Annotated in this window: 23 protein-coding genes and 1 other RNA gene; 8 read left to right on the forward strand and 16 right to left on the reverse strand. The window is 61.1% G+C overall.

Annotated features, from left to right (window positions below; genetic code table 11):
• Nucleotides 1-285: 285 nt before the first annotated feature.
• The 7 genes from J5M66_RS01560 to J5M66_RS01590 form a co-directional block, all read right to left on the reverse strand.
• Nucleotides 286-1,899, reverse strand: coding sequence for an iron ABC transporter permease (locus J5M66_RS01560; RefSeq protein ID WP_207807556.1), 1,614 nt, complete (start codon nucleotides 1,897-1,899; stop codon nucleotides 286-288).
• 153 nt (nucleotides 1,900-2,052) lie between these two features.
• Nucleotides 2,053-3,057, reverse strand: a complete 1,005-nt coding sequence (locus tag J5M66_RS01565) for an extracellular solute-binding protein (RefSeq protein WP_073470981.1) — start codon at nucleotides 3,055-3,057, stop codon at nucleotides 2,053-2,055.
• A gap of 216 nt (nucleotides 3,058-3,273) precedes the next feature.
• Entirely contained in the window at nucleotides 3,274-4,491 is a 1,218-nt protein-coding gene (locus J5M66_RS01570) for a 2-octaprenyl-3-methyl-6-methoxy-1,4-benzoquinol hydroxylase (RefSeq protein ID WP_177433303.1), read from the reverse strand.
• Between the two features lie 9 nt (nucleotides 4,492-4,500).
• The gene (locus tag J5M66_RS01575; protein WP_207807557.1) at nucleotides 4,501-4,986 is read right to left on the reverse strand and encodes a DUF4442 domain-containing protein; all 486 of its coding nucleotides are present in this window, start codon (nucleotides 4,984-4,986) and stop codon (nucleotides 4,501-4,503) included.
• Nucleotides 4,979-6,166 carry a 2-octaprenyl-6-methoxyphenyl hydroxylase gene (gene ubiH / locus J5M66_RS01580; RefSeq protein WP_207807558.1) on the reverse strand — a complete coding sequence of 396 codons (1,188 nt, stop codon included), beginning with the start codon at nucleotides 6,164-6,166 and terminating at the stop codon, nucleotides 4,979-4,981. Before ubiH ends, J5M66_RS01575 begins: the two co-directional genes overlap by 8 nt.
• Nucleotides 6,163-7,497 (reverse strand): Xaa-Pro aminopeptidase, encoded by a 1,335-nt coding sequence (pepP, locus tag J5M66_RS01585; RefSeq protein ID WP_039757435.1) that lies wholly within the window; start codon nucleotides 7,495-7,497, stop codon nucleotides 6,163-6,165. Before pepP ends, ubiH begins: the two co-directional genes overlap by 4 nt.
• A 27-nt stretch (nucleotides 7,498-7,524) precedes the next feature.
• Complete coding sequence (locus J5M66_RS01590; RefSeq protein WP_123441789.1) at nucleotides 7,525-8,085, reverse strand: YecA family protein; 561 nt, start codon at nucleotides 8,083-8,085, stop codon at nucleotides 7,525-7,527.
• Nucleotides 8,086-8,210: 125 nt separating this feature from the next.
• Here J5M66_RS01590 and J5M66_RS01595 point away from each other — a divergent pair, with 125 nt between their 5' ends.
• The 4 genes from J5M66_RS01595 to J5M66_RS01610 all read left to right on the forward strand — a co-directional run bounded on the left by J5M66_RS01595 (nucleotide 8,211) and on the right by J5M66_RS01610 (nucleotide 9,629).
• Nucleotides 8,211-8,420, forward strand: coding sequence for a TIGR02449 family protein (locus J5M66_RS01595; protein WP_007911197.1), 210 nt, complete (start codon nucleotides 8,211-8,213; stop codon nucleotides 8,418-8,420).
• Nucleotides 8,417-8,734, forward strand: coding sequence for a cell division protein ZapA (locus J5M66_RS01600; protein ID WP_016772632.1), 318 nt, complete (start codon nucleotides 8,417-8,419; stop codon nucleotides 8,732-8,734). The genes J5M66_RS01595 and J5M66_RS01600 overlap by 4 nt, the downstream gene beginning before the upstream one ends.
• Before the next feature lie 30 nt (nucleotides 8,735-8,764).
• Nucleotides 8,765-8,943: non-coding RNA, 6S RNA (gene ssrS, locus J5M66_RS01605), on the forward strand.
• 80 nt (nucleotides 8,944-9,023) lie between these two features.
• Nucleotides 9,024-9,629, forward strand: coding sequence for a 5-formyltetrahydrofolate cyclo-ligase (locus tag J5M66_RS01610; RefSeq protein ID WP_024014742.1), 606 nt, complete (start codon nucleotides 9,024-9,026; stop codon nucleotides 9,627-9,629).
• A gap of 35 nt (nucleotides 9,630-9,664) precedes the next feature.
• Here the strand turns inward: J5M66_RS01610 and J5M66_RS01615 are convergent, their stop codons facing one another.
• Nucleotides 9,665-9,820, reverse strand: coding sequence for a hypothetical protein (locus J5M66_RS01615; protein ID WP_024014743.1), 156 nt, complete (start codon nucleotides 9,818-9,820; stop codon nucleotides 9,665-9,667).
• Between the two features lie 197 nt (nucleotides 9,821-10,017).
• On the opposite strand from J5M66_RS01615, the gene J5M66_RS01620 reads away from it, so the two are divergent.
• Nucleotides 10,018-10,470 (forward strand): EVE domain-containing protein, encoded by a 453-nt coding sequence (locus tag J5M66_RS01620; protein WP_024014744.1) that lies wholly within the window; start codon nucleotides 10,018-10,020, stop codon nucleotides 10,468-10,470.
• 113 nt (nucleotides 10,471-10,583) lie between these two features.
• Here J5M66_RS01620 and J5M66_RS01625 read toward each other — a convergent pair whose 3' ends face one another.
• A complete protein-coding gene (locus J5M66_RS01625; protein ID WP_041476900.1) occupies nucleotides 10,584-10,991 on the reverse strand; it encodes a flagellar basal body-associated protein FliL in 408 nt (135 codons plus the stop codon).
• A 150-nt stretch (nucleotides 10,992-11,141) separates the two neighbouring features.
• Between J5M66_RS01625 and J5M66_RS01630 the strand changes: the two genes are divergently transcribed.
• Complete coding sequence (locus tag J5M66_RS01630) at nucleotides 11,142-12,119, forward strand: NADPH:quinone oxidoreductase family protein (RefSeq protein ID WP_206421406.1); 978 nt, start codon at nucleotides 11,142-11,144, stop codon at nucleotides 12,117-12,119.
• A 256-nt stretch (nucleotides 12,120-12,375) separates the two neighbouring features.
• Nucleotides 12,376-13,725, forward strand: coding sequence for a glycerol-3-phosphate transporter (gene glpT / locus J5M66_RS01635; protein ID WP_207807559.1), 1,350 nt, complete (start codon nucleotides 12,376-12,378; stop codon nucleotides 13,723-13,725).
• On the opposite strand, the gene J5M66_RS01640 is transcribed toward glpT, so the two are convergent.
• From J5M66_RS01640 to J5M66_RS01670, 7 genes are all read right to left on the reverse strand, one after another.
• Nucleotides 13,701-14,369 carry a gamma-glutamylcyclotransferase gene (locus J5M66_RS01640; protein WP_024014748.1) on the reverse strand — a complete coding sequence of 223 codons (669 nt, stop codon included), beginning with the start codon at nucleotides 14,367-14,369 and terminating at the stop codon, nucleotides 13,701-13,703. The genes glpT and J5M66_RS01640 overlap by 25 nt on opposite strands.
• Nucleotides 14,370-14,553: 184 nt before the next feature.
• A complete protein-coding gene (locus J5M66_RS01645) occupies nucleotides 14,554-15,522 on the reverse strand; it encodes a CDP-6-deoxy-delta-3,4-glucoseen reductase (protein ID WP_207807560.1) in 969 nt (322 codons plus the stop codon).
• The gene (gene ubiD / locus J5M66_RS01650; protein WP_039757427.1) at nucleotides 15,522-16,988 is read right to left on the reverse strand and encodes a 4-hydroxy-3-polyprenylbenzoate decarboxylase; all 1,467 of its coding nucleotides are present in this window, start codon (nucleotides 16,986-16,988) and stop codon (nucleotides 15,522-15,524) included. The genes J5M66_RS01645 and ubiD overlap by 1 nt, the downstream gene beginning before the upstream one ends.
• A gap of 80 nt (nucleotides 16,989-17,068) precedes the next feature.
• Nucleotides 17,069-19,024, reverse strand: a complete 1,956-nt coding sequence (locus J5M66_RS01655) for an acyltransferase family protein (protein ID WP_207807561.1) — start codon at nucleotides 19,022-19,024, stop codon at nucleotides 17,069-17,071.
• 138 nt (nucleotides 19,025-19,162) lie between these two features.
• Nucleotides 19,163-20,422: a transcription termination factor Rho gene (rho, locus tag J5M66_RS01660; RefSeq protein WP_003229334.1), complete on the reverse strand. Its 1,260-nt coding sequence runs from the start codon at nucleotides 20,420-20,422 to the stop codon at nucleotides 19,163-19,165.
• 248 nt (nucleotides 20,423-20,670) lie between these two features.
• Nucleotides 20,671-21,000 carry a thioredoxin TrxA gene (gene trxA / locus J5M66_RS01665; protein WP_003206727.1) on the reverse strand — a complete coding sequence of 110 codons (330 nt, stop codon included), beginning with the start codon at nucleotides 20,998-21,000 and terminating at the stop codon, nucleotides 20,671-20,673.
• Between the two features lie 120 nt (nucleotides 21,001-21,120).
• Complete coding sequence (locus tag J5M66_RS01670) at nucleotides 21,121-21,828, reverse strand: FadR/GntR family transcriptional regulator (protein WP_073471078.1); 708 nt, start codon at nucleotides 21,826-21,828, stop codon at nucleotides 21,121-21,123.
• A 256-nt stretch (nucleotides 21,829-22,084) separates the two neighbouring features.
• Between J5M66_RS01670 and J5M66_RS01675 the strand changes: the two genes are divergently transcribed.
• Entirely contained in the window at nucleotides 22,085-22,870 is a 786-nt protein-coding gene (locus J5M66_RS01675; RefSeq protein ID WP_123441794.1) for a transporter substrate-binding domain-containing protein, read from the forward strand.
• The last annotated feature ends 17 nt before the right edge of the window (nucleotides 22,871-22,887 follow it).

Here is a 22,887-nt window from a genome sequence, read left to right on the forward strand (position 1 = left end):
TGATGTAGGACTGACGACTACGGGGGCGTTCTCAATTGGTTTCCCCACCGCGTTGTCGCCTAAAAGCGAGCCAGGCAAGGCGCAGGCCGCTGGGAATGGTATTCCCTTTTCAAGGCCTGCAACGCAGGCTGGCTCGCTTTTAGGCACAACCCGGAGGGCCGGGCCTGCTGTTGTGCAGGGCTGCGTTGCTCGAAGCTTATTTGGAACAACCAAACCACGCTTCTCGCGTCTTGCCCTGCACAACAGCAGGCCCGGCGCGGTGGGGAAACCAATCGAGAACGCCCCCTAGTTTCGGTGCGCCGAACGTCGAATCAATCCGATCACCGGCAACAGGCCAACCAGCACCAGCGTCAATGCCGGCAATGAGGCGCGCGCCCATTCGCCTTCACTGGTCATTTCAAAGATGCGCACCGCCAGCGTGTCCCAGCCAAACGGGCGCATCAGCAGGGTCGCGGGCATTTCCTTGAGCACATCGACGAACACCAGCAACGCCGCGCTCAAGGTGCCGGGCAGCAACAGCGGCAGATACACTTTGAAAAACAGTCGCGGCCCACTGACACCCAGGCTACGTGCCGCTTCAGGCAAAGATGGCCGTATACGCGCCAGACTGCTTTCCAGCGGCCCGTAGGCGACGGCAATGAAGCGCACCAGATAAGCCATCAGCAACGCCGCGAGGCTGCCGAGCAGCAACGGTTTGCCGGCACCACCGAGCCAGGCGGAGAGCGGAATCACCAGTTCGCGATCCAGATAACTGAAGGCGAGCATGATCGACACCGCCAGCACCGAACCGGGCAAGGCGTAGCCGAGATTGGCCAGACCGACCCCGGAGTTGATGGCTGGGGTCGGCGCCAGACGCCGGGCAAACGCCAGCAACAGCGCAACGCTGACGGTGATCAGCGCGGCCATCGCCCCCAGATACAGCGTGTGCAGGATCAGCCCGGCGTAGCGTTCATCCAGATCGAAGCGCCCACGCTGCCAGAACCAGACGATTAGTTGCAGCACCGGGATAACGAAGGCGCAGGCGAATACCAATGCACACCAGCCCGTCGCCGCGAACGCTTTGAGCCCGCGCAGGTGATACAGCGCTTTCACCCGTGGCCGCTCATTGCTTGCCCGATTCGCCCCGCGTGCCCGGCGCTCGCCGTACAGCACCAGCATCACTACCAGCAGCAACAGACTGGCCAGTTGCGCAGCGCTAGGCAGGCTGAAGAAGCCGTACCAGGTTTTGTAGATGGCCGTGGTGAAGGTGTCGAAATTGAACACTGAGACCGCACCAAAATCGGCCAGGGTTTCCATCAGCGCCAGCGCCACGCCCGCGCCGATCGCCGGACGCGCCATCGGCAGCGCAACCCGCCAGAACGCCTGCCACGGCGACTGCCCGAGCACCCGCGCCGCTTCCATCAGGCCTTTGCCCTGAGCCAGGAATGCGGTGCGCGCCAGCAGATAAACGTAGGGATAAAAAACCAGCACCAGCACCACGATCACCCCGCCGGTGGAACGCACCCGTGGCAGGCGCAGGCCGCTGCCGAACCATTCGCGCAACAGGGACTGCACGGGGCCGGCGAAATCCAGCAGGCCGACGAAAACGAACGCCAGTACATACGCTGGAATGGCGAAGGGCAGCATCAGCGCCCAGTCGAGCCAGCGCCGACCGGGGAATTCACAGAGACTGGTCAGCCACGCGAGGCTGACACCCAGCAGGGTAACGCCGACACCGACGCCGAGGATCAGCGTCAGGGTATTGCCGAGCAGACGCGGCATCTGGGTTTGCCACAGGTGCGACCAGATCTGCTGATCGATGGTCTGCCACGACAGCAGCAGCACGCTCAGCGGCAACAACACCAGCGCGGCGATGGCGAAGACGATGGGGTACCAGCGGCGTTGGGCGGGGTGGGCCAAGGAAACAATCTCGTTCAAATGATTGTGCCCACGCTCTGCGTGGGCACACATCCTGTGACGCTCCGCGTCACGCTTTCAGCGGCACGACGCAGAGCGTCGAGGGCTGCATTCCCACGCGGAGCGTGGGAACGATCGACAGTTACACGAAACGCTTCAATTCCACCCCGCCCGATCCATCATCCGGATCGCCTCGGCCTGACGCTTGCCCGCCACCTCAACCGGCAAGGTATCGGCGACAAACTTGCCCCACGCCGCCACTTCTTCCGAAGGCGCCACCGCCGGGTTGGCCGGGAATTCCTGGTTCACGTCAGCAAAAATCTTCTGCGCCTCAGGCGTGGTCATCCATTCGACCAGGGCCTTGGCCGCTTCCGGGTGCGGTGCATGTTTGGTCAGGCCGATGCCCGACAGATTCACATGCACACCGCGATCGGCCTGATTCGGCCAGAACAGCTTCACCGGCAATTCAGGCTTCTGCTTGTGCAGGCGACCGTAGTAGTAGGTGTTGACGATGCCAACGTCGCACTGCCCGGCGTTGATCGCTTCCAGCACTGCAACGTCATCGGAGAACACGTCAGTGGACAGGTTGTTGACCCAGCCCTTGAGGATTTTCTCGGTCTTCTCGGCGCCGTGGACTTCGATCATGGTCGCGGTCAGCGACTGGTTGTAGACCTTCTTCGCCGTGCGCAGGCACAGGCGGCCTTCCCAATTCTTGTCGGCCAGCGCTTCATAGGTGGTCAGTTCGCCCGGCTTCACCCGCTCGGTGGAGTAGGCGATGGTCCGCGCGCGCAGGCTCAGGCCGGTCCAGGCGTGGGTGGACGAGCGATATTGCGCTGGAATGTTGGTGTCGATGGTTTTCGAGGTGAATGGCTGGAGGATGCCCATCTGCTCGGCCTGCCACAGGTTGCCGGCATCGACGGTGAGCAGCAGATCGGCTGTGGCGTTTTCACCTTCGGCCTTGATGCGCTGCATCAGCGGCGCTTCCTTGTCGGTGATGAACTTGATCTTCACCCCGGTCTTGGCGGTGTAGGCATCGAATACCGGTTTGATCAGCTCATCGATACGCGACGAGTAAACCACCACCTCATCGGCGGCCTGGGCAGTGGTGCTGCCGATCAGGGTCAAGGCCAGTGCGGTCAGAAGACGCTTGGGTGCCAACATGGGAGTGGTCTCACGGTCGGGAAAGGTGGGCCAAATGATAAGGACTCACATTTACCACCACAATCGAACACTGGGGGAAGGCGTTACCAGATGTTGCACGACTCAAAACTGCGGTAAGTGGGCGGACGCTTTCGCGAGCAGGCTCGCTCCCATATTGGAATGCATCTCAACTGTGGGAGCCTGCTCGCGAAGGGGCCATCAGCCTCAATGAGGCGGTCAGGGCTTTGCCAGAGCTGGAAGATCCCCGGTCAACCCCAGCGCCTCGCGCACAAACAACGCCTTCGCCTCGGGCATCTGCTCGACCAGCTTCAACCCGGCATTGCGCAACCAGCGCAGCGGCAGCGGGTCGGCCTGGAACAACCGCTCGAAGCCTTCCATCGCCGCCATCAGCGCCAGATTGTGTGGCATGCGCCGACGCTCGTAGCGGCTCAGCACCTTCACGTCTGCCAGGCGCTCACCGCGCTCATGCGCTTGCAGCAACACTTCCGCCAGCACCGCCGCATCGAGGAAACCAAGGTTCACACCCTGCCCGGCCAAGGGGTGAATGGTGTGCGCCGCATCACCGATCAAGACCAGGCCCTCAGCGACGTAGCGCTTGGCGTGACGCTGACGCAACGGCACGCACAGACGCGGGTCGGCGCTGATGACTTCACCGAGGCGCCCCTCGAAGGCTCGCTCCAGCTCAGCGCAAAACGCAGTCTCTTCCAGCGCCATCAAGCGCTCGGCTTCAGCCGGTGTGGTCGACCAGACGATCGAGCACCAGTCCTGCTGACCGTCACGCTCCAGTGGCAAAAACGCCAGCGGCCCGTGATCGGTAAAGCGCTGCCAGGCGGTTTTGCGGTGCGGCTGGCTGCAGCGCACGCTGGTGACGATGGCGTGATGCAGATAATCCCACTCGCGGGTCGCCACGCCGGTCAGACGGCGCACCGCTGAATTGGCGCCGTCCGCCGCGATCACCAGCGGCGCGCGCAAGGTGCGGCCATCGGCCAGGGTCAGCAGCCAGTCGTCGCCGGAGCGACGCATCTGCTCCAGCCGCGCATTGGCCAGCATGCCCAGGTCGCAATCATGCAAACGCTCGAGCAGCGCATCCTGGACCACGCGGTTTTCGACGATGTGGCCGAGCACATCGGCATGTACGCTGCTCGCCGAGAAATGAATCTGCCCGGTGCCGCTGCCGTCCCAGACGTGCATGTCGGTGTACGGGCTGCTGCGCCGCTGGGCGATGCCGTCCCAGACGCCGAGGCGTTCGAGAATGCGCTGGCTCGCCGCCGACAACGCGCTGACGCGCGGTTCGAACGCCGCTTCGGCATCGAACGGCTTCACGCTCAACGGGCTACCGTCGAGCAACAGCACTTCCAGCCCACTGTCCTGTAGCGCCAGCGCCAGGGCGCTGCCGACCATTCCGGCTCCGACAATCAGCAGATCTGCGCGCATTTCCATGCTTTAGGCCTGTCTCGCTTGCGGCTTGAGCCGCACGTAAAGGGTTTTACCGACCCGCGCCACAAGGTTGCCGGCGCCGTCATGAATGTCGACCTGCAACTGCGGCAGGTATTTATCGCCGTTGGCGGTCTGCCGGCGGATCTCGTCGAGCAGGGTCTGGTCGATGTTGAACCGGGCGAACACCAGGCCTTTGCCCGGCGCAATGAAATCGATGTCGGCGGCCTTGTCCCAGACGGTGTACTTCGGACCGAGGTTTTCCATGAGCATCAACATGAAGAACGGGTCGACCATCGAATACAGACTGCCGCCAAACTGGGTGCCGACATAGTTGCGGTTGTACCAGCCCAACCCCATGGACACCTGCACATCGCGAAAGTCGTCACTGATGTGGCGCACCCGCACACCCGCGCCGAGATACGGCGGGTAAAAGGTCATTACCCAGCGCATCAATCGTGCCTTGCCGAATGTGTTGCTCAGCCACTCAAGCATCCGGACGGGTTCCCAGGCCCATCGCCTGCCGGGCGAACCAGCGTTTGGCTGGCGGCAGCAGGTCGAGGCCGAGCAGGCCGAGATTGCGCCCCAGCGACACCAGCGGCTGGGTGCTGCCGAACAGGCGCGTGACCTGATCGGAGAAGCCCACCGTCAGGTCCTGATCGAGGCGCTGCCGTTCGCGATAGGCCTGCAACGTGGCGAAGTCGCCCAGCGGCTTGTCGCTGGCCAGCAGCGCGGCAGCCAAGGCGTCGGCGTCACGCAGCGACAGGTTGAAGCCCTGGCCGGCGATCGGGTGCAGGCTGTGTGCGGCGTTGCCGAGCACGGCCAGATGCGAACGCACCTGTTCTTCAGCTTCGATCAGTGACAGCGGATAAAGATGCCGTGCGCCGACCTGTTTCAAAGTGCCGAGGCGGTAACCGAACACACCTTGCAGCGCGCTGAGAAAATCACGCTCGGTCAACTCGGTCAGACGCTGCGCGTCCATGCCCAGACGGGTCCACACCAGTGCGCAGCGATTGTCCGGCAACGGCAGCAGGGCCATCGGCCCCTCATCGGTAAAGCGCTCGAAGGCCATGCCGTTGTGCGCTTCACTCGGGGTGATGTTGGCAATCAGCGCGCTCTGGTTGTACGGGCGCGTGCGCACGTTGATGCCCAACTGTTCGCGCAACCCGGAGCGGCCGCCATCGGCGAGCACCGCGAGGTCGCATTCAAGGGTGGTTTCATCGTTGAGGGTCAGGCGATAGCCATCGGCCAACGGCTCCATGCGCATGACTTCCGCCGGGCAGCGCCACGTGATCACGTCTTTGTCGAGGTGCTGCCACAGGCACTGGCCGAGCCAGGCGTTTTCCACCACGTAACCGAGCGCTGGCACACCCTCTTCCATCGCCGACAAGCGCGCGGTGGAGAAGCGGCCACGGTCGGAGACGTGAATCTGTTTGATCGGCTCGGCGCGGCGGGAAATTTCCTGCCACACGCCCAGGCGCTGATAAATCTGCCGCGAGCCGAACGAAAGGGCTGAGGAGCGGGCGTCGTAGCTCGGTTGCCAGCTGTCGCCGGGGGCGAACGGTTCGATCAGGACGATCTTCCAGCCCTGCGCCTTGGCCCCGGCCTGCAACGCCAACGCCAGACTGGCGCCGACCAGACCGCCACCGATGATTGCCAGATTGACTCGACTCATGCTGCGTGTGTCCTTGCTTGTGCCATCAGCGCTTCGATCTCGGCGACGGTTTTCGGCACGCCGCTGGTGAGGATTTCACAACCGGATCGGGTCACGACCACGTCATCCTCGATACGCACGCCAATACCGCGCCATTTCTTCGCCACGTTCTGATTGTCCGCGGCGATGTAGATGCCCGGCTCCACGGTCAGCGCCATGCCGACCTCCAGCACACGCCATTCGCCGCCGACCTTGTACTCGCCAACGTCATGCACATCCATGCCCAGCCAGTGGCCGGCGCGGTGCATATAAAAAGCCTTGTAGGCTTCGCTGGCGATCAACTCGTCAACCTCGCCCTGCAACAAGCCAAGCTTGACCAGACCTGCGGTGATCACCCGCACCGTGGCTTCGTGCGCCTGGTTCCAGTGCTTATTGGGGGCGATCTCGGCGAACGCCGCTTCCTGCGAAGCCAGCACCAACTCGTAGATCGCTTTCTGCTCCGGCGAAAACTTGCCGTTGACCGGCCACGTGCGGGTGATGTCGCTGGCGTAGCAGTCGATCTCGCAACCGGCGTCGATCAACACCAGATCGCCGTCCTTGAGCAACGCGTCATTCTGCTGGTAATGCAGGATGCAGCTGTTGCGCCCGGCGGCGACGATCGAACCGTAGGCCGGCATCTTCGCCCCGCCCTTGCGGAATTCGTAATCCAGTTCGGCTTCGAGGCTGTATTCATACAGCCCCGGACGACTGGCCTGCATCGCGCGGATATGCGCCTGCGCCGAAATCCGCGCGGCTTCGCGCATCACCTTCACTTCTGCCGCCGATTTATACAGGCGCATGTCGTGCAGCAGATGATCCAGGGCAACGAATTCATTCGGCGGCTGCGCGCCGAGGTGCGCCTTGGAGCGGATCACGTTGATCCAGTCCATCAGGTGCCGATCAAATTCGGGGTTGCTGCCCATCGCCGAATACACCCGGTCGCGGCCTTCGATCAGGCCCGGGAGAATGTCGTCGATGTCGGTAATCGGAAAAGCATCGTCGGCGCCATATTCGCGGATCGCGCCTTCCTGCCCTGCGCGCAGGCCATCCCACAATTCGCGTTCGGCGTTGCGTTCACGACAGAACAGGATGTACTCGCCGTGCTCGCGACCAGGCATCAGAACGATGACGGCTTGTGGCTCGGGAAAACCGCTGAGGTACTGGAAGTCGCTGTCCTGACGGTAGACGTGCTCGACGTCGCGGTTGCGGATGGCCACCGCGGCGGCGGGCAGGATCGCGATGCTGTTGGGTTCCATCTGCGCCATCAGGGCCTTGCGGCGACGGCTGTATTCCGCTTTGGGGATATGGGTCATGGGCAGATGGCTTTCCCTGGCACGCGATTAATGCAGCGACGGCTTGGCGGCTGGCGGCACATCGGCTTTTTTGGTTTCCGAGAACAGCAGCAACGGCGCGACGCGCAGGTATTCCATGACTTCCATGTAGTCGGATTCGCCGTCTTCGGATTCTTCCAGCGCGTCCTGCACCTGGGAAATGGCGGCCAGATCCTGCAGCACTTCGGTGGCTTCGGTGCTGAGCATGCTGCTGTCGCGGCAGTTCAGGCCGAAACCGCTGAGGAAGCCCTGGCACCACTCGCCCAGTGCGGCAGCGCGGTCCGCCAGCGGTGCATCGTCGGTCGGCAGCAGCAGAACGACGGTGACGTCGTCGCCGGTCAGCTCGCCTTTGACCATCTCCTGCAGGCCGATCAGGGCGTTGCGGACGTTGTCCTGGATCTCGCCTTCGAGCAGTTCGGCGGCGTCGATCAGCCAGCCTTCGTGATCGAAGCCGGCCCCGGCGCAACTGCGCCCGAGCAGCACGCCGTGCAGTTCGGCAGGCGAGACGTTGTGGCCGCTGGCAGTCAGCAGGGTGGCAAAGGCTTGGTACGGGGAATTCGCAATGGTCATGGGCAGCTAGGCGCCAGACGGCGCTATGTCTAGAATGAAGGCCTTGTATCCTACATCGACAGCCCCGCCAAGACCATTAAAGGCTGTCCGCCAGTCACCACCCATCAGACGAACACGTGGACCCAATGGAAGACACCGACCTGCAAGCGCTGATGGCCAGACTCGAACTGCTGATTGGCCGAGTCGAGCAACTTAAGAGTCAAAACGCACTCTTACTAGCTCAGGAAAAAACCTGGCGCGAGGAACGCGCTCACCTCATTGAAAAAAACGAAATCGCCCGGCGTAAGGTCGAATCGATGATTTCGCGCCTCAAGGCCCTGGAGCAAGACTCATGAGTTCAAGCAATAGCGTTACCGTGCAGATCCTCGACAAAGAGTATTCGATCATCTGCCCGCCGGAGGAACGCAGCAATCTGGTCAGCGCCGCCCGCTACCTGGATGGCAAGATGCGCGAGATCCGCAGCAGCGGCAAAGTCATCGGCGCCGACCGCATTGCCGTGATGGCCGCGCTGAACATCACCCACGACCTGTTGCACAAAGAAGAGCGCCCGGACATCCAGGCCAGCGGTTCGACCCGCGAACAGGTACGCGACTTGCTCGATCGTGTCGATCTGGTCCTGGCCGACGATCAGAACACCGCCAAGGGCTGATTCGACTGACAGCTTGAGGTATACTCGCGGCACTCCCTGGGGTGCTTGCCAGTTGACGATGTCCCGGAGCCGATTCGCACTACCCTGGAAGTTGCACGTTGGGCTGGTGTGCATGTCCGCTAGACGGAAAGCCTTAAAGTCTACTGCTTCTTCCACCTTGAACTTTCGGGTTCAAGGGCTGAGTTGACAGCGGTTCATCCGGGGAGCCTGATTCGAATCCGATGTCGGTGTATGCCGACATCGGATTTTTTATGCGTACGTTTTTGCATCCACCTGCCGAAGCCGAACCATGACCGAACCCGCGCTGCTGCCCCGCCCGCAACTCCGCCGCCTGCTGCGCAAGGCGCGCCGCGCACTGACGCCGGGCGAACAACGGCAGGCTGCCAAAGGCCTGTTCCGGCAATTGGCGCAAGACCCGCACTTTCGCCGGGCGAAACATATCTCCCTGTACTTGCCCACCGACGGTGAAATCGATCCGCGCCTGCTCCTGCGCGAAGCCCAGCGTCGTGGCAAGGCGACTTATCTGCCGGTACTCAGCGCGTGGCCACGAACGAAAATGGTCTTCCAGCGCATCCGCCCCGGCGAAAAGCTCACACCCAATCGCTTCCGCATCCTCGAGCCCCGGGCCAATCTGGCTCGGCAACGCAAGGTCTGGGCGCTGGATCTGGTGCTGTTGCCACTGGTGGGGTTTGATGATGTCGGCGGGCGCCTGGGCATGGGCGGCGGGTTTTATGATCGCAGCCTCGCCTATCTGGCCCGGCGCAAGAACTGGCGCAAGCCGACGCTGCTGGGCCTGGCCCACGAGTGTCAGAAGGTCGAGCGTTTGGCGCAGGCGAGCTGGGATGTGCCGTTACAAGGCACGGTCACCGACAAGGCGTGGTATTTCGCAGAGTAGACGCCGCATGGAACAGCGGCGTCGAAGAGACAGGTTCAGCGTTTGAAAGCGGTCGACTGTTGCACCTGTTGCGCCACTTCAATCGGCGCGTCGGTCTTGTTCGCCCACAGGCTCTGCGCGTAACCGGTGGTTACCACGCCCAGGCCAAACAAAATTACCAAAGTCCATAGCAAATCCGGTTTGCGTTTCATCGATTGCCCCCCTCAAGGCACATCATCACGATGACAGCAGCGGTTTCCGTTCGTAGGCCGTGCAGCAGCGTCAAGCTTTAAAGGCCGGCATTTTGCGGCAACGTGAACCTGTGCGCAAACGCTGACGTCAACCGACTGTCGGTTTGTCATAAAATTGCCCGACAACCTGCCCAATGACCGCTTCAGGAGCACACGACATGGCCTACTGGCTGATGAAATCAGAGCCCGACGAACTCTCGATCAAGGGCCTGGAAAAGCTCGGCAAGGCGCGCTGGGACGGGGTTCGCAACTATCAGGCGCGCAATTTCCTGCGGGCGATGGCGGTCGGTGACGAATTCTTTTTCTACCATTCCAGCTGCCCGGAACCGGGGATTGCCGGGATTGGCAAAATTATCGAAGCAGCGTATCCCGATCCGACGGCGCTGGAGCCCGACAGTCACTACTTCGATCCGAAAGCTACGCCGGAGAAAAATGCCTGGAGCGCGATTGATGTCGAGCATGTCGAGACGTTCGAGCGGGTGTTGAAGCTGGATTATTTGAAGAAGCAGACGGCGCTGGCGGAGCTGCCGCTGGTGCAGAAGGGCTCGCGGTTGTCGGTGATGCCGGTGACGGCGGAGCAGTGGGCGGCAGTCATCGCGCTCAAACCCTGATTCATTTTTGCCTGATAAATAGCTTTCGCGAGCAGGCTCGCTCCCACAGGAACATGCAGTCGAATGTGGGAGCGAGCCTGCTCGCGAAGAGGCCTGCCCGGACAGCGAATGACTTACTGAATGATCAGGTTGTTGAACAACAGATCTTCAACAACAGGCTTGCCGGTCTCGTCATTCATCACTTGCTGGGTCTGCTTCAACGCTTCCTGACGCAGCTTTTCCTTGCCCTCGATGCTGCCCATCGCCTCGGTCGACTGCTGAGTGAACAACGCCACCAGCTGATTGCGGATCAACGGCTCGTTGGCCTTGACCAGTTTGGTCGCCTCCTCACCAGTCACACGCAATGCCACATCGGCCTTGTAGACCTTGAGCTTCGGCGTGCCGTCGAGGCCGTAATTGCCGACGAACGGCGGGCTCAGGGTGATGTAATTGACTTTCGGCGCCTCGCCTTCTTTGGCTTCTTCGGCCAGTGCTGCCACAGGCAGAGACAGGGCCAGCAACAACATGATCCACGCTTTCACAATTCGCTCCTTATCCGGTTTGCGGCCTAGCATAACGACCCGCCGCGCAAGCACAAGCTTATGGCTGACTATCAGGGCCGGGCATGCTCGTTGACCCGTTGATTCACACACCTACACTTATCGGCCATCACTCCCAAAGGAATAGCCCTGATGAAAGCCGTGCTGTGCAAAGCCTTCGGCCCTGCCGAATCGCTGGTGCTGGAAGACGTCGCCAGTCCCGCCCTGAAAAAGAATGAAATCCTGCTGGACGTGCACGCCGCCGGGGTCAACTTCCCGGACACGCTGATCATCGAGGGCAAGTACCAGTTCAAACCGCCCTTCCCGTTTTCGCCAGGCGGTGAAGCGGCGGGCGTGGTGCGCGAAGTCGGGGAAAAGGTCAGCCATCTGAAAGTCGGCGACCGGGTCATGGCGTTGACCGGTTGGGGCAGTTTTGCCGAGCAGGTGGCGGTGCCGGGCTACAACGTGTTGCCGATTCCGCCGTCGATGGATTTCAACATTGCCGCTGCATTCAGCATGACCTATGGCACGTCGATGCACGCGCTCAAACAACGCGCCAACCTGCAACCGGGCGAAACCCTGCTGGTGCTCGGCGCGTCGGGCGGCGTCGGCCTCGCCGCTGTGGAGATCGGCAAAGCCATGGGCGCCCGGGTGATCGCCGCCGCCAGCAGCGCCGAGAAACTCGCGGTGGCCAAGGCTGCCGGCGCCGATGAACTGATCAACTACAGCGAAGCCAGCCTCAAGGACGAGATCAAACGCCTCACCGACGGCCAGGGCGCCGACGTGATCTACGACCCGGTCGGCGGCGACCTGTTCGACCAGGCCATCCGCGCCATCGCCTGGAACGGCCGCCTGCTGGTGGTCGGCTTCGCCAGCGGACGCATCCCGGAACTGCCGGTCAACCTCGCCCTGCTCAAAGGCGCGGCGGTGCTCGGCGTGTTCTGGGGCTCCTTTGCCCAGCGCCAACCCCAGGACAACGCAGCAAACTTCCAGCAGCTGTTCGCCTGGTTTGCCGAGGGCAAACTCAAACCGCTGGTGTCGCAGGTGTATCCGCTGAGCAATGCGGCGCAGGCGATCGATGATCTCGGCCAGCGCAAGGCTGTGGGCAAGGTTGTCGTTCAGGTTCGTTAAAACATGGAGCGATCCGGAGCAACCATCCGGATCGCTTTAACGCTCAGATCCGCCTCGCCAATACGTTAAACCGCAGAAACCCACCCGAGCCACCATCCCCTCAGCGCCGCCTTCTTATCTCAGAGCGACATGTTCATAAAGGAACGCTCATCTGCCCAAATTTCCGCTGTTTTGCCGACGTGAAGCGATGCTATTTTCGGTAACGAAACTGTAACATTCGCATCCGCAGTCAAAACAAGAAAACTGGAGCTCTTGAATGTTTGCTTTCTTTCGTCCTGCCGCACATCAGGCTCCATTGCCTGAAGAAAAAATAGACAGCACCTACCGCCGCCTGCGCTGGCAGATCTTCGCCGGTATCTTTATCGGCTACGCCGGTTACTACCTGCTGCGCAAGAACTTCTCCCTGGCCATGCCGTACCTGATCGATGAAGGCTACAGCCGTGGCGACCTTGGTCTGGCGATGTCGGCGATCGCCATTGCTTACGGTCTGTCGAAGTTCCTCATGGGCCTGGTGTCCGACCGTTCCAACCCGCGCTTCTTCCTGCCGTTCGGTCTGCTGGTCTCGGCCGGGGTGATGTTAATTTTCGGTTTCGCGCCGTGGGCAACGTCCAGCGTGACGATGATGTTCATTCTCCTGTTCATCAACGGCTGGGCGCAGGGCATGGGCTGGCCGCCGAGCGGGCGGACCATGGTGCACTGGTGGTCGCAGAAGGAACGCGGCGGCGTGGTCTCGGTGTGGAACGTGGCGCATAACGTCGGCGGCGGTCTGATCGGCCCGCTGTTCCTGATCGGCATGGGCCTGTTCAACGACTGGCACGCGGCTTTTTACGTCCCGGCAGCAGTCGCACTGGGCGTAGCGGTGTTCGCCTTCATCACCATGCGTGACACCCCGCAATCGGTCGGCCTGCCGCCGATCGAGCAGTACAAGAACGACTATCCGGAAGGCTACGACGCCAGCCACGAAGACGAATTCAGCGCCAAGGAAATCTTCGTCAAATACGTGCTGCGCAACAAAATGCTCTGGTACATCGCTCTGGCCAATGTCTTCGTCTACTTGCTGCGCTACGGCGTGCTGGACTGGGCGCCGACGTACCTGAAGGAAGCTAAGGGCTTCACCGTGGATAAGACCTCGTGGGCCTATTTCTTCTACGAGTGGGCGGGCATTCCGGGCACGCTGCTGTGCGGCTGGATGTCGGACAAGATCTTCCGTGGCAACCGTGGCCTGACCGGCATGGTGTTCATGGCCCTGGTGACTGTTGCGACTCTGGTGTACTGGCTGAATCCGGCCGGCAATCCGATGGTCGATATGATCGCCCTGTTGTCGATCGGCTTCCTGATCTACGGCCCGGTGATGCTGATCGGCCTGCAAGCGCTGGAACTGGCGCCGAAGAAAGCCGCCGGTACTGCAGCGGGCTTCACCGGTCTGTTCGGTTATCTGGGGGGTTCGGTCGCGGCCAGTGCGGCGATGGGCTACACCGTTGACCACTTCGGCTGGGATGGCGGTTTCGTGCTGCTGGTCGGCGCTTGCCTGCTGGCGATGGCCTTCCTTGCGCCAACGCTGTGGCACAAGCAAGTCGCCAGTCAGAGCCGTGAAGCGGTCGCCTGATCGCTGTGTGATTTACAGCGCTTGAGCCGCGCCTCCAGATTGCGGTCTGGCATGGCGTGGCTGCGCAGGGCGTGCGCGGTCTGCTCGACATAATCGCGAGTGGTGCCGTAACGCCCGCTGGCGCTGGCGAACACCTGGCTGAGCACATGATCCGGCAAGTTGCCGGCATAGCTCGGCAGGTGACGCTCCAGAACGAAGCCCAAGGCCTGCACTTGAGTGCCATCTTCGAGCCGGCAATTGAGCCAGTGCGGTCGATACGACGGAAACGGCATCTCACGTTTCCACAGCGCATACAGCGCGGTATCGAGATTGTCTTCCGGCAAGCGGTAGGCAAAGCCACTGCATGAACCGCCACGATCCAGACCGAACACCAGGCCGGGCATTTCCGGCGTACCCCGATGCTCGTGGGACCACAGGTACAAGCCGCGATGGTAGCCATGCACGCGACCGCGCATGCGCTCGACTGCCGTGCATTCCGGGCGCCAGATCAGCGAACCATACGCGAACAGCCACACCGGCCCGCCCTTGTGGCGCGCCATGGTCGATTGCATGGAAGCGAGAAGTTGTTCGTGCGTCAGCTGCGGCCCAAGATCGAGCCGCGGAGGGTAAGCCAGGTTCAGAATTGCGTTTTCAATGGCGCTCATGGCGAATAGCGTTCAGCTCCCCGCGGGTGAAGAATTACTTAATAGAACGCACCGCTGTAACAATAAGGCACATATGTTTTAAGGCAAATTAAATGCCACTGATTAATTGCCTGATTGATATATAACCTAGCGGCATTTACTAATCAAAGTAAATACCGATCGGCTATATACCAAGTTATAAGTATCAGGAGCGTGGCGCGTAGGCGAAGACGTCGGCGCGCATCTGATGCGCATCCATGCCCGCCTCGACCAGCGCATCCAGCGTGCCGTAGACCATCGCCGGCGAACCGCTGGCATAGACGTGCAGCGGCTTCAGATCGGGGAAATCCTCACAAACCGCCCCGTGCAACATCCCGCAGCGCCCTTCCCAGCCGCACTGGTCGCTGACCACTTTGTGCAGGAACAGATTGGGCAGCTTCAGCCATTCGTCCCAGTGCTCGATCTGATAGAAATCTTCCGGGCGGCGCACGCCCCAGTACAGATGCACCGGATGCTTGAAGCCTTCAGCGCGGCAATGTTCGATCAAGGCGTGAATCTGGCCCATGCCGGTGCCGGCGGCGATCAGCACCAGCGGGCCATCGGGCAGCTCCGCAAGGTGAGTGTCGCCAAAGGGTAGCTCGACACGCACCAGCGGGTTGCGTTGCAGCTGCTCGATCAGGCTTAACGCACTGGTTTCGCGCGCCAGCACATGGATTTCCAGATCACGTCCGCCGTGGGGTGCCGAAGCCATGGAGAACGCCGATTTCTCACCGTTCTCACGCTCGATCATCAAGTACTGCCCGGCGTGGTAACGCGGCGGCTTGCCTGCTGGTGCCCGCAGACGCACGCGCCAGGTGTCGCCGCCGACCTCGCGGCACTCGATGACCTGACACGATAGGCTGCGCACCGGCAATTCACCCAGTGCGAGCACGCCATCCCACAACAGCACGCAGTCTTCCAGCGGTGCGGCGATGCAGGTGTAGAACTCGCCATGATCGTGGACTTTGCCGGCCTGCTCGACGCGGCCCTCCACCAGCAGCGCTGCACACACGTGGCAATTGCCGTTGCGGCAGCTTTGCGGGCAGTCATAGCCCAGGCGCCGCGCACCGTCGAGAATCCGCTCACCGGGCTGTATCTCGAGCACTGCTCCGGAAGGCTGCAGGGTTACACGCATCAATCTATTCCTAACTGGTTCCAGATGGCATCGATCCGTTGGGTGACGGCGTCGTCCTTGACGATCACGCGGCCCCACTCGCGGGTGGTTTCGCCCGGCCACTTGTGGGTGGCATCCAGGCCCATTTTCGAGCCCAGGCCGGAAATCGGCGAGGCGAAGTCGAGGTAGTCGATCGGCGTGTTGTCGATCATCACCGTATCGCGCTTGGGGTCCATGCGCGTGGTGATGGCCCAGATCACGTCGTTCCAGTCGCGGGCGTTGATATCGTCGTCAGTGACGATAACGAACTTGGTGTACATGAACTGTCGCAAAAACGACCAGACGCCGAGCATCACGCGCTTGGCATGCCCCGGATACGACTTCTTCATCGTCACCACGGCCATGCGGTACGAGCAGCCTTCCGGCGGCAGGTAGAAGTCGGTGATTTCCGGGAATTGCTTCTGCAGGATCGGCACGAACACTTCGTTCAGCGCCACGCCGAGAATCGCCGGCTCATCCGGCGGACGGCCGGTGTAAGTGCTGTGATAGATCGGCTTGATCCGGTGGGTGATGCGCTCGACGGTGAACACCGGAAAGCTGTCGACTTCGTTGTAGTAACCGGTGTGGTCGCCATACGGACCTTCGTCGGCCATTTCGCCGGGATGGATCACGCCTTCAAGAATGATTTCGGCGGTGGCCGGCACTTGCAGATCGTTGCCACGGCACTTGACCAGTTCCGTGCGATTGCCGCGCAAGAGCCCTGCGAAAGCATATTCGGAGAGGCTGTCAGGTACCGGCGTCACGGCACCGAGAATCGTTGCCGGATCGGCGCCAAGGGCCACGGACACCGGGAACGGCTGGCCCGGATGCTTCTCGCACCACTCGCGGAAGTCGAGAGCACCGCCACGATGGCTGAGCCAGCGCATGATCACCTTGTTGCGGCCGATCACTTGCTGACGGTAGATACCGAGGTTCTGGCGTTCCTTGTTCGGGCCTTTGGTGACCGTCAGTCCCCAAGTGATCAGTGGGCCGACGTCGCCGGGCCAGCAGGTCTGCACCGGCAACATCGCCAGATCGACGTCGTCGCCTTCGATGACCACTTCCTGACACACCGCGTCTTTGACCACTTTCGGCGCCATCGAAATGATTTTGCGGAAGATCGGCAGTTTCGACCACGCGTCCTTCAAGCCCTTCGGCGGCTCCGGCTCCTTGAGGAAGGCCAGCAGCTTGCCGATTTCGCGCAGTTCGCTGACCGACTCGGCGCCCATGCCCATGGCCACGCGCTCGGGGGTGCCGAACAGGTTGCCGAGCACCGGAATGTCGTAACCGGTGGGCTTCTCGAACAACAATGCCGGGCCTTTGGCCCGCAGCGTGCGGTCGCACACCTCAGTCATCTCCAGCACCGGAGAGACGGGAATCTGGATGCGTTTCAACTCTCCGCGCTGCTCAAGCTGCTGCACGAAATCCCGAAGATCCTTGAATTTCATTGACGATGGCACCCTCAAAATAGGCGTACATCCTACCTGCTCTGACGGGCAAACAGCAGCCCGTCAGAGTCCGACAGTACTCAATGCCGATTTTTGCCCAGCAATACCGGAGCAAAAAGCGGGCTCAGTCTGGCGCTGCCAATGTCCGAGAGATGGTCCTCATCCTTGTACTGCGAGTGGCCGTTGACCTCGATGCTGCAGACCCCGTCAGCACACATCATCGGCGTCGGATCGATAACGTGAACACCCGGATCGGCTTCGCTCATGGACGTGAACAAGCTGGCGAGAAAATGCTGGCGCGCCAGGTGTTCCTCTAGCGGACGACCCAGTCCCTCGGCGGAACGGCCGACTCTTGCCAGACTGGTCAGGCGGTTAATGGTGCCCTTGCGTTGCAGCGGCACCTCCTTGAACAGCCAGACCTGGACGCCGGCTGCGCGCAAGGCGGCCACCCGCGCGCGCAACGCGGCGGCCATGCGTTGCTCAGCCTGGGCGGTATCGTCATGGGCGTTGAGCAAAACCTTCTTGTCGCCATCCTCGCGACCATAGACGTAAAGACTCCAATTGGACGCCAATACCACGTCCTTGATGCCAAGGCTGAGCACTTTGTCCATGGTCTGCTGATTGAAGTCCTTGCACCGCTGGCGCGGCTCGTCGCTGAGGATCGGCGGACAGGCGCTCATACTGAACAGCCACACCGAACGACCGTCGCGGCGGGCATTGGCCTCGATGGCCGGCATCAACGCAGCAGCATGGCTGTCACCCCAGAACGCCTGGGTCGGCGGCGCGTCCTGTTCGCCGCCGACCAGACAGGCCTTGTCGATCGATTTGTCTTGCGTCACCATCATGCATTTCATTTGCCCGGCGCGCCACTCGCGGGCCTGGGCATATTCCAGAGCCTTGCCGCTCAGGCGCCCGGGGATACCGTCGGCCGAGCGAATCGCTGAACCGACCGCGACCAGTACAGCAATCGCCACCACTGCCCCCGCCAGTATCGATTTACGTTCGCCCAGCAAACGCTTTTCCCGAAATGGCAATTCGACGTAGCGCAGGCTCAGCCACGCCAGGGCTAGCGCCAGCGCAATCCAGGCGAGCGCCTCCAGCGGCTGGATACCGTCGATGGAAATGGCGTTGGCGTACACGTAAATCGGCCAGTGCCACAGGTACAGCGAATAGGACAGCAGGCCGATCCAGACCAGCGGCCGCAGACTCAACAGTCGCGCGGCCCAGCTCGGGCCCTGAGCGCCTGACCAGATCAGTGCAGTGGTGCCCAATACCGGCAGCAACGCCGCCCATCCAGGAAACACTGTTGAGCGGTCAAACGTGAATACGGCGACCAGCACCGCCGCCAGACCGGCAATGCCGACCATCTGGTACAGCCACGGTCGTACGGCCTGTCTCGGCGCAGGCATTACCGCGAGCATCGCCCCGCACAACAATTCCCAGGCACGCGTCGGCAAGGCAAAAAAAGTGAATTCCGGCTTGTGCTCAATCCAGGCGATGTTCAGGCCAAAGGAAATCAGCAGCAATCCCAGCAACATCCAGCGCCAGTGTCTGAAATAGCGAACCAGCACCGCCATCAGTAACGGGAAGAAAATGTAGTACTGCTCTTCAACCGCCAGCGACCAGGTGTGCAATAACGGCTTCAGATCGGAGGCCGGCTGAAAGTAGCCGTCCTCGCGCATGAAAAGAATATTGGAGATGAACAGCGACTGATAACGCACCGTTCGGCCAAGTTCGGAAAAATCCTTCGCCGTCAGCAGCAGCCAACCCAGCGCCAGTGTCACCAGCATGACCACCGTCAAGGCAGGAATGATGCGGCGGGCACGGCGCGCCCAGAAATCGACAAAGCTGAACCGCTTGGCGCTGATTTCACGAAACAGGATCGAGGTGATCAGGAATCCGGATATGACGAAGAAAACATCCACGCCGACGAAGCCGCCGCTGAATGTATTGAATCCGAAATGAAACAGCACGACGGGAAGTACCGCCAGTGCCCGTAAGCCGTCAATATCACGGCGATTGCCAAACGTGTGCATTAAAAACCTTACCTGTTCTGGGTACAGAATCCCTTGAAGGCGCGACGTTAGCAGCCGCGCAAATTTCAATCCAGATACAAATAAATCGCGGACAAAAAAAAGCGCCCCTCGCGGAGCGCTCCTTTTATCAGCTGCGTACTATTTACGTTTCATCGACAAGAAGAACTCGTCGTTGGTCTTGGTCGTTTTCAGCTTGTCGACCAGGAACTCGATGGCGGCGACTTCGTCCATCGGGTGCAGCAGCTTGCGCAGAATCCACATGCGCTGCAGTTCGTCGTCGGCGGTCAGCAACTCTTCGCGGCGGGTGCCGGAGCGGTTGATGTTGATGGCCGGGAACACACGCTTCTCGGCGATCTTGCGATCCAGAGGCAGTTCCATGTTGCCGGTACCCTTGAACTCTTCGTAGATCACTTCGTCCATCTTCGAGCCGGTTTCAACCAGCGCGGTGGCGATAATGGTCAGCGAGCCGCCTTCTTCGATGTTACGCGCGGCACCGAAGAAGCGTTTTGGCTTCTCGAGGGCGTGGGCATCGACACCACCGGTCAATACCTTGCCGGAGCTCGGGATCACGGTGTTGTAGGCACGGGCCAGACGAGTGATGGAGTCGAGCAGGATCACCACGTCTTTCTTGTGTTCGACCAGGCGCTTGGCCTTCTCGATCACCATTTCAGCAACCTGCACGTGACGGGTCGGCGGCTCGTCGAAGGTCGAGGCAACCACTTCGCCGCGCACGGTGCGCTGCATTTCGGTCACTTCTTCCGGACGCTCGTCGATCAACAGCACGATCAGGTGAACTTCAGGATTGTTACGGGCGATGTTCGCTGCGATGTTCTGCAGCATGATCGTTTTACCGGCTTTCGGCGGTGCGACGATCAGGCCACGCTGGCCTTTGCCGATCGGTGCGCACAGGTCGATCACGCGACCGGTCAAGTCTTCGGTGGAACCGTTACCGGCTTCCATCTTCATGCGCACGGTCGGGAACAGCGGCGTCAGGTTCTCGAAGAGAATCTTGTTTTTCGCGTTCTCCGGACGATCGAAGTTGATCGTGTCGACCTTGAGCAGGGCGAAATACCGCTCGCCTTCCTTCGGAGGGCGGATCTTGCCAACGATGGTGTCACCGGTGCGCAAGTTGAAGCGGCGGATCTGGCTCGGCGAGACGTAGATGTCGTCAGGGCCGGCGAGGTAGGAAGCGTCTGCGGAGCGCAGGAAGCCGAAGCCGTCCTGGAGAATCTCCAGCACGCCATCACCGGAGATTTCCTCGCCGCTTTTCGCGTGCTTTTTCAGCAGGGAGAAAATCACGTCCTGCTTGCGCGAACGGGCCATATTTTCTATGCCCATCTGTTCGGCCAATTCGAGCAGTTCGGTAATCGGCTTTTGCTTGAGTTCAGTCAGATTCATATAGGAATGACGTAATCATTTATGGAGGGGGGGAAATTAAGCTTTTGGCTTAATGAGGCCGCGCCGCGGAGAAGGCGACAGGATCGCGAACTAATTCGAAAAGGAGTGCGTCGGCGACGGCTAGCAGGGGGCATTGGAGAAACCAGTGCGGGGCCGAATGTACCACCTGAGTTTCGGAGCGTCTAGCCCTGAACATGCAAAAAGCCCCGCGATTTGCGGGGCTTTTTTTCAGCGTTTTACTGCGACGCTCAGATGTTGGCGTCGAGGAAAGCCGCCAGCTGCGACTTCGACAGTGCGCCGACCTTGGTCGCTTCAACGTTGCCGTTCTTGAACAGCATCAGCGTCGGGATACCACGCACGCCATGCTTGGCCGGGGTTTCCTGGTTTTCGTCGATGTTCAGTTTGGCGACGGTCAGCTTGCCTTTGTAAGTCTCGGCAATCTCGTCCAGAACCGGTGCGATCATTTTGCAAGGGCCGCACCATTCAGCCCAGTAGTCGACCAGGACAGCGCCTTCGGCCTTGAGTACGTCGGCTTCGAAGCTAGCGTCGCTAACGTGTTTGATCAGATCGCTGCTCATGGAATTCTCCAGGTTGTAAGCAAAAAAACGTGGCCCATCATAGCCGCCCTTCCCTTGTTCAGGAAGCCGCAGATGATTGAGTGTTGCTATGGCCCTTGATGAGTTTGGGTATAGCTCAAGTCACGCCGTGGCGGGAGCGATGAAGGCGATTCCGGTACGCAGGGCGGCGTTGCGTACATGTTCCTGCATGGCTTTTTGCGCTGCTCCCGACGCACGGCGGGCCAGGGCACGGAGGATCTTGCGGTGTTCCTGCCAGGTTTCCATGGCGCGTTCGGCGCGGATGAACGGCAGTTTCTGGCTCTCGAGGAAAATCTCGGCGCTGGCGGTGAGGATGCTCAGCATCGCCTGATTGCCGCTGGCGAGGAGGATGCGCCGGTGAAATTCGAAGTCGAGTTTCGCCGCTGCCTCAAAGTCGCCGAGCTTCAATTGCTCGCGCATGGCCGCAACGTTGTCTTCCAGCGCATCCAGATCGAACGTGCTCAACGTCACCGCCGCCAACCCTGCTGCAAACCCTTCGAGCGCATAGCGCAATTGAAAGATATCCAGCGGCGATGCCTGCGCCGCAAACGACCAGCCTGGCGCGTTGTCGCCGCGCGACAATTCGACCGGCGACTGCACGAACACGCCTTTGCCCGGCTGAATGCTGACCACGCCCAGTGCACTGAGCGACGATAGCGCTTCACGCAACGATGCCCGGCTGACGCCCAGTTGCAGCGCCAGATCCCGTTGCGACGGCAACGCATCGCCAGCGCCGAAGCCCTGTTCGGTGATCAGTTTGCGGATCGCTTGCAGCGCCACTTCGGGTACGGCGCGGGAGATCGAATTCATGATGTGCGGACGCGTCAGGGCCAAGGTGCGGCTAGTTGTAAAGCTATTCGTCGAGTCCGGCAAGTCGTGCCCCAGCGGGGTTCGGCGCGTGCAGCCGATGCGCCATCGCAGTGCGAAAACCGAGGTGACTGTTCAGACCAGTAAGACCGAACGAAGCCGCTGCTGCCGCGGCCTGCCGGGGCGAAATCCGCCTGTTGGCACGGCCCATGCTCTGTCCGATCGCAGCAACCACTTCCCGCCGATCCGGAGATTGTCCATGACCCAGCGTTACAGCGCCCTCCTCGCTTCTCTGTTTGCCGGCCTGCTGCTGTGCCAGGCCCCCGCTCACGCCGACGGTCTGGACGACGTGGTCAAACGCGGCACGCTGAAAGTTGCCGTGCCCCAGGACTTCCCGCCGTTCGGCTCGGTCGGCCCGGACATGAAGCCGCGCGGCCTGGATATCGACACGGCAAAGCTGCTCGCCGACCAACTCAAGGTCAAACTCGAACTGACCCCGGTCAACAGCACCAACCGCATCCCGTTCCTCACCACCGGCAAAGTCGATCTGGTGATTTCCAGCCTCGGCAAAAACCCCGAGCGCGAGAAGGTCATCGACTTTTCCCGCGCCTATGCGCCGTTCTACCTCGCCGTGTTCGGTCCGCCAGACGCTGCGATCACCAGCCTCGACGACCTCAAGGGCAAGACCATCAGCGTCACCCGTGGCGCCATCGAAGACATCGAGCTGAGCAAAGTCGCTCCCGAAGGCGTGACCATCAAGCGTTTCGAAGACAACAACTCGACCATCGCCGCTTATCTGGCAGGGCAAGTCGATCTGATCGCCAGCGGCAACGTGGTGATGGTGGCCATCAGCGAGAAGAACCCCAAGCGCGTGCCGGCGCTGAAGGTGAAGCTCAAGGATTCGCCGGTCTACGTCGGTGTGAACAAGAACGAAGCGGCGCTGCTGACCAAGGTCAACGACATCCTCAACACCGCCAAGGCTGACGGCGCACTGGAAAAGAACTCGCAGACCTGGCTGAAAGAGCCGCTGCCGGCCGATCTCTGATCGACTGCGCGGGAGAC

Origin of the sequence: Pseudomonas sp. 67(2021), from assembly GCF_017491835.1 — a bacterium.
GTDB lineage: Bacteria > Pseudomonadota > Gammaproteobacteria > Pseudomonadales > Pseudomonadaceae > Aquipseudomonas > Aquipseudomonas atacamensis.

Coding starts and splice junctions, on each gene's coding strand:
- J5M66_RS01640 (WP_024014748.1), bottom strand. CDS start 14,369: ATGAGCGCCATTGAAAACGCAATTCTGAACCTGGCTTACCCTCCGCGG.
- J5M66_RS01675 (WP_123441794.1), top strand. CDS start 22,085: ATGACCCAGCGTTACAGCGCCCTCCTCGCTTCTCTGTTTGCCGGCCTG.
- ubiH (WP_207807558.1), bottom strand. CDS start 6,166: ATGAGTCGAGTCAATCTGGCAATCATCGGTGGCGGTCTGGTCGGCGCC.
- rho (WP_003229334.1), bottom strand. CDS start 20,422: ATGAATCTGACTGAACTCAAGCAAAAGCCGATTACCGAACTGCTCGAA.
- J5M66_RS01620 (WP_024014744.1), top strand. CDS start 10,018: ATGGCCTACTGGCTGATGAAATCAGAGCCCGACGAACTCTCGATCAAG.
- J5M66_RS01630 (WP_206421406.1), top strand. CDS start 11,142: ATGAAAGCCGTGCTGTGCAAAGCCTTCGGCCCTGCCGAATCGCTGGTG.
- J5M66_RS01565 (WP_073470981.1), bottom strand. CDS start 3,057: ATGTTGGCACCCAAGCGTCTTCTGACCGCACTGGCCTTGACCCTGATC.
- pepP (WP_039757435.1), bottom strand. CDS start 7,497: ATGACCCATATCCCCAAAGCGGAATACAGCCGTCGCCGCAAGGCCCTG.
- J5M66_RS01590 (WP_123441789.1), bottom strand. CDS start 8,085: ATGACCATTGCGAATTCCCCGTACCAAGCCTTTGCCACCCTGCTGACT.
- J5M66_RS01575 (WP_207807557.1), bottom strand. CDS start 4,986: ATGCTTGAGTGGCTGAGCAACACATTCGGCAAGGCACGATTGATGCGC.
- J5M66_RS01670 (WP_073471078.1), bottom strand. CDS start 21,828: ATGAATTCGATCTCCCGCGCCGTACCCGAAGTGGCGCTGCAAGCGATC.
- J5M66_RS01600 (WP_016772632.1), top strand. CDS start 8,417: ATGAGTTCAAGCAATAGCGTTACCGTGCAGATCCTCGACAAAGAGTAT.
- J5M66_RS01645 (WP_207807560.1), bottom strand. CDS start 15,522: ATGCGTGTAACCCTGCAGCCTTCCGGAGCAGTGCTCGAGATACAGCCC.
- J5M66_RS01570 (WP_177433303.1), bottom strand. CDS start 4,491: ATGCGCGCAGATCTGCTGATTGTCGGAGCCGGAATGGTCGGCAGCGCC.
- J5M66_RS01610 (WP_024014742.1), top strand. CDS start 9,024: ATGACCGAACCCGCGCTGCTGCCCCGCCCGCAACTCCGCCGCCTGCTG.
- ubiD (WP_039757427.1), bottom strand. CDS start 16,988: ATGAAATTCAAGGATCTTCGGGATTTCGTGCAGCAGCTTGAGCAGCGC.
- J5M66_RS01595 (WP_007911197.1), top strand. CDS start 8,211: ATGGAAGACACCGACCTGCAAGCGCTGATGGCCAGACTCGAACTGCTG.
- glpT (WP_207807559.1), top strand. CDS start 12,376: ATGTTTGCTTTCTTTCGTCCTGCCGCACATCAGGCTCCATTGCCTGAA.
- trxA (WP_003206727.1), bottom strand. CDS start 21,000: ATGAGCAGCGATCTGATCAAACACGTTAGCGACGCTAGCTTCGAAGCC.
- J5M66_RS01615 (WP_024014743.1), bottom strand. CDS start 9,820: ATGAAACGCAAACCGGATTTGCTATGGACTTTGGTAATTTTGTTTGGC.
- J5M66_RS01655 (WP_207807561.1), bottom strand. CDS start 19,024: ATGCACACGTTTGGCAATCGCCGTGATATTGACGGCTTACGGGCACTG.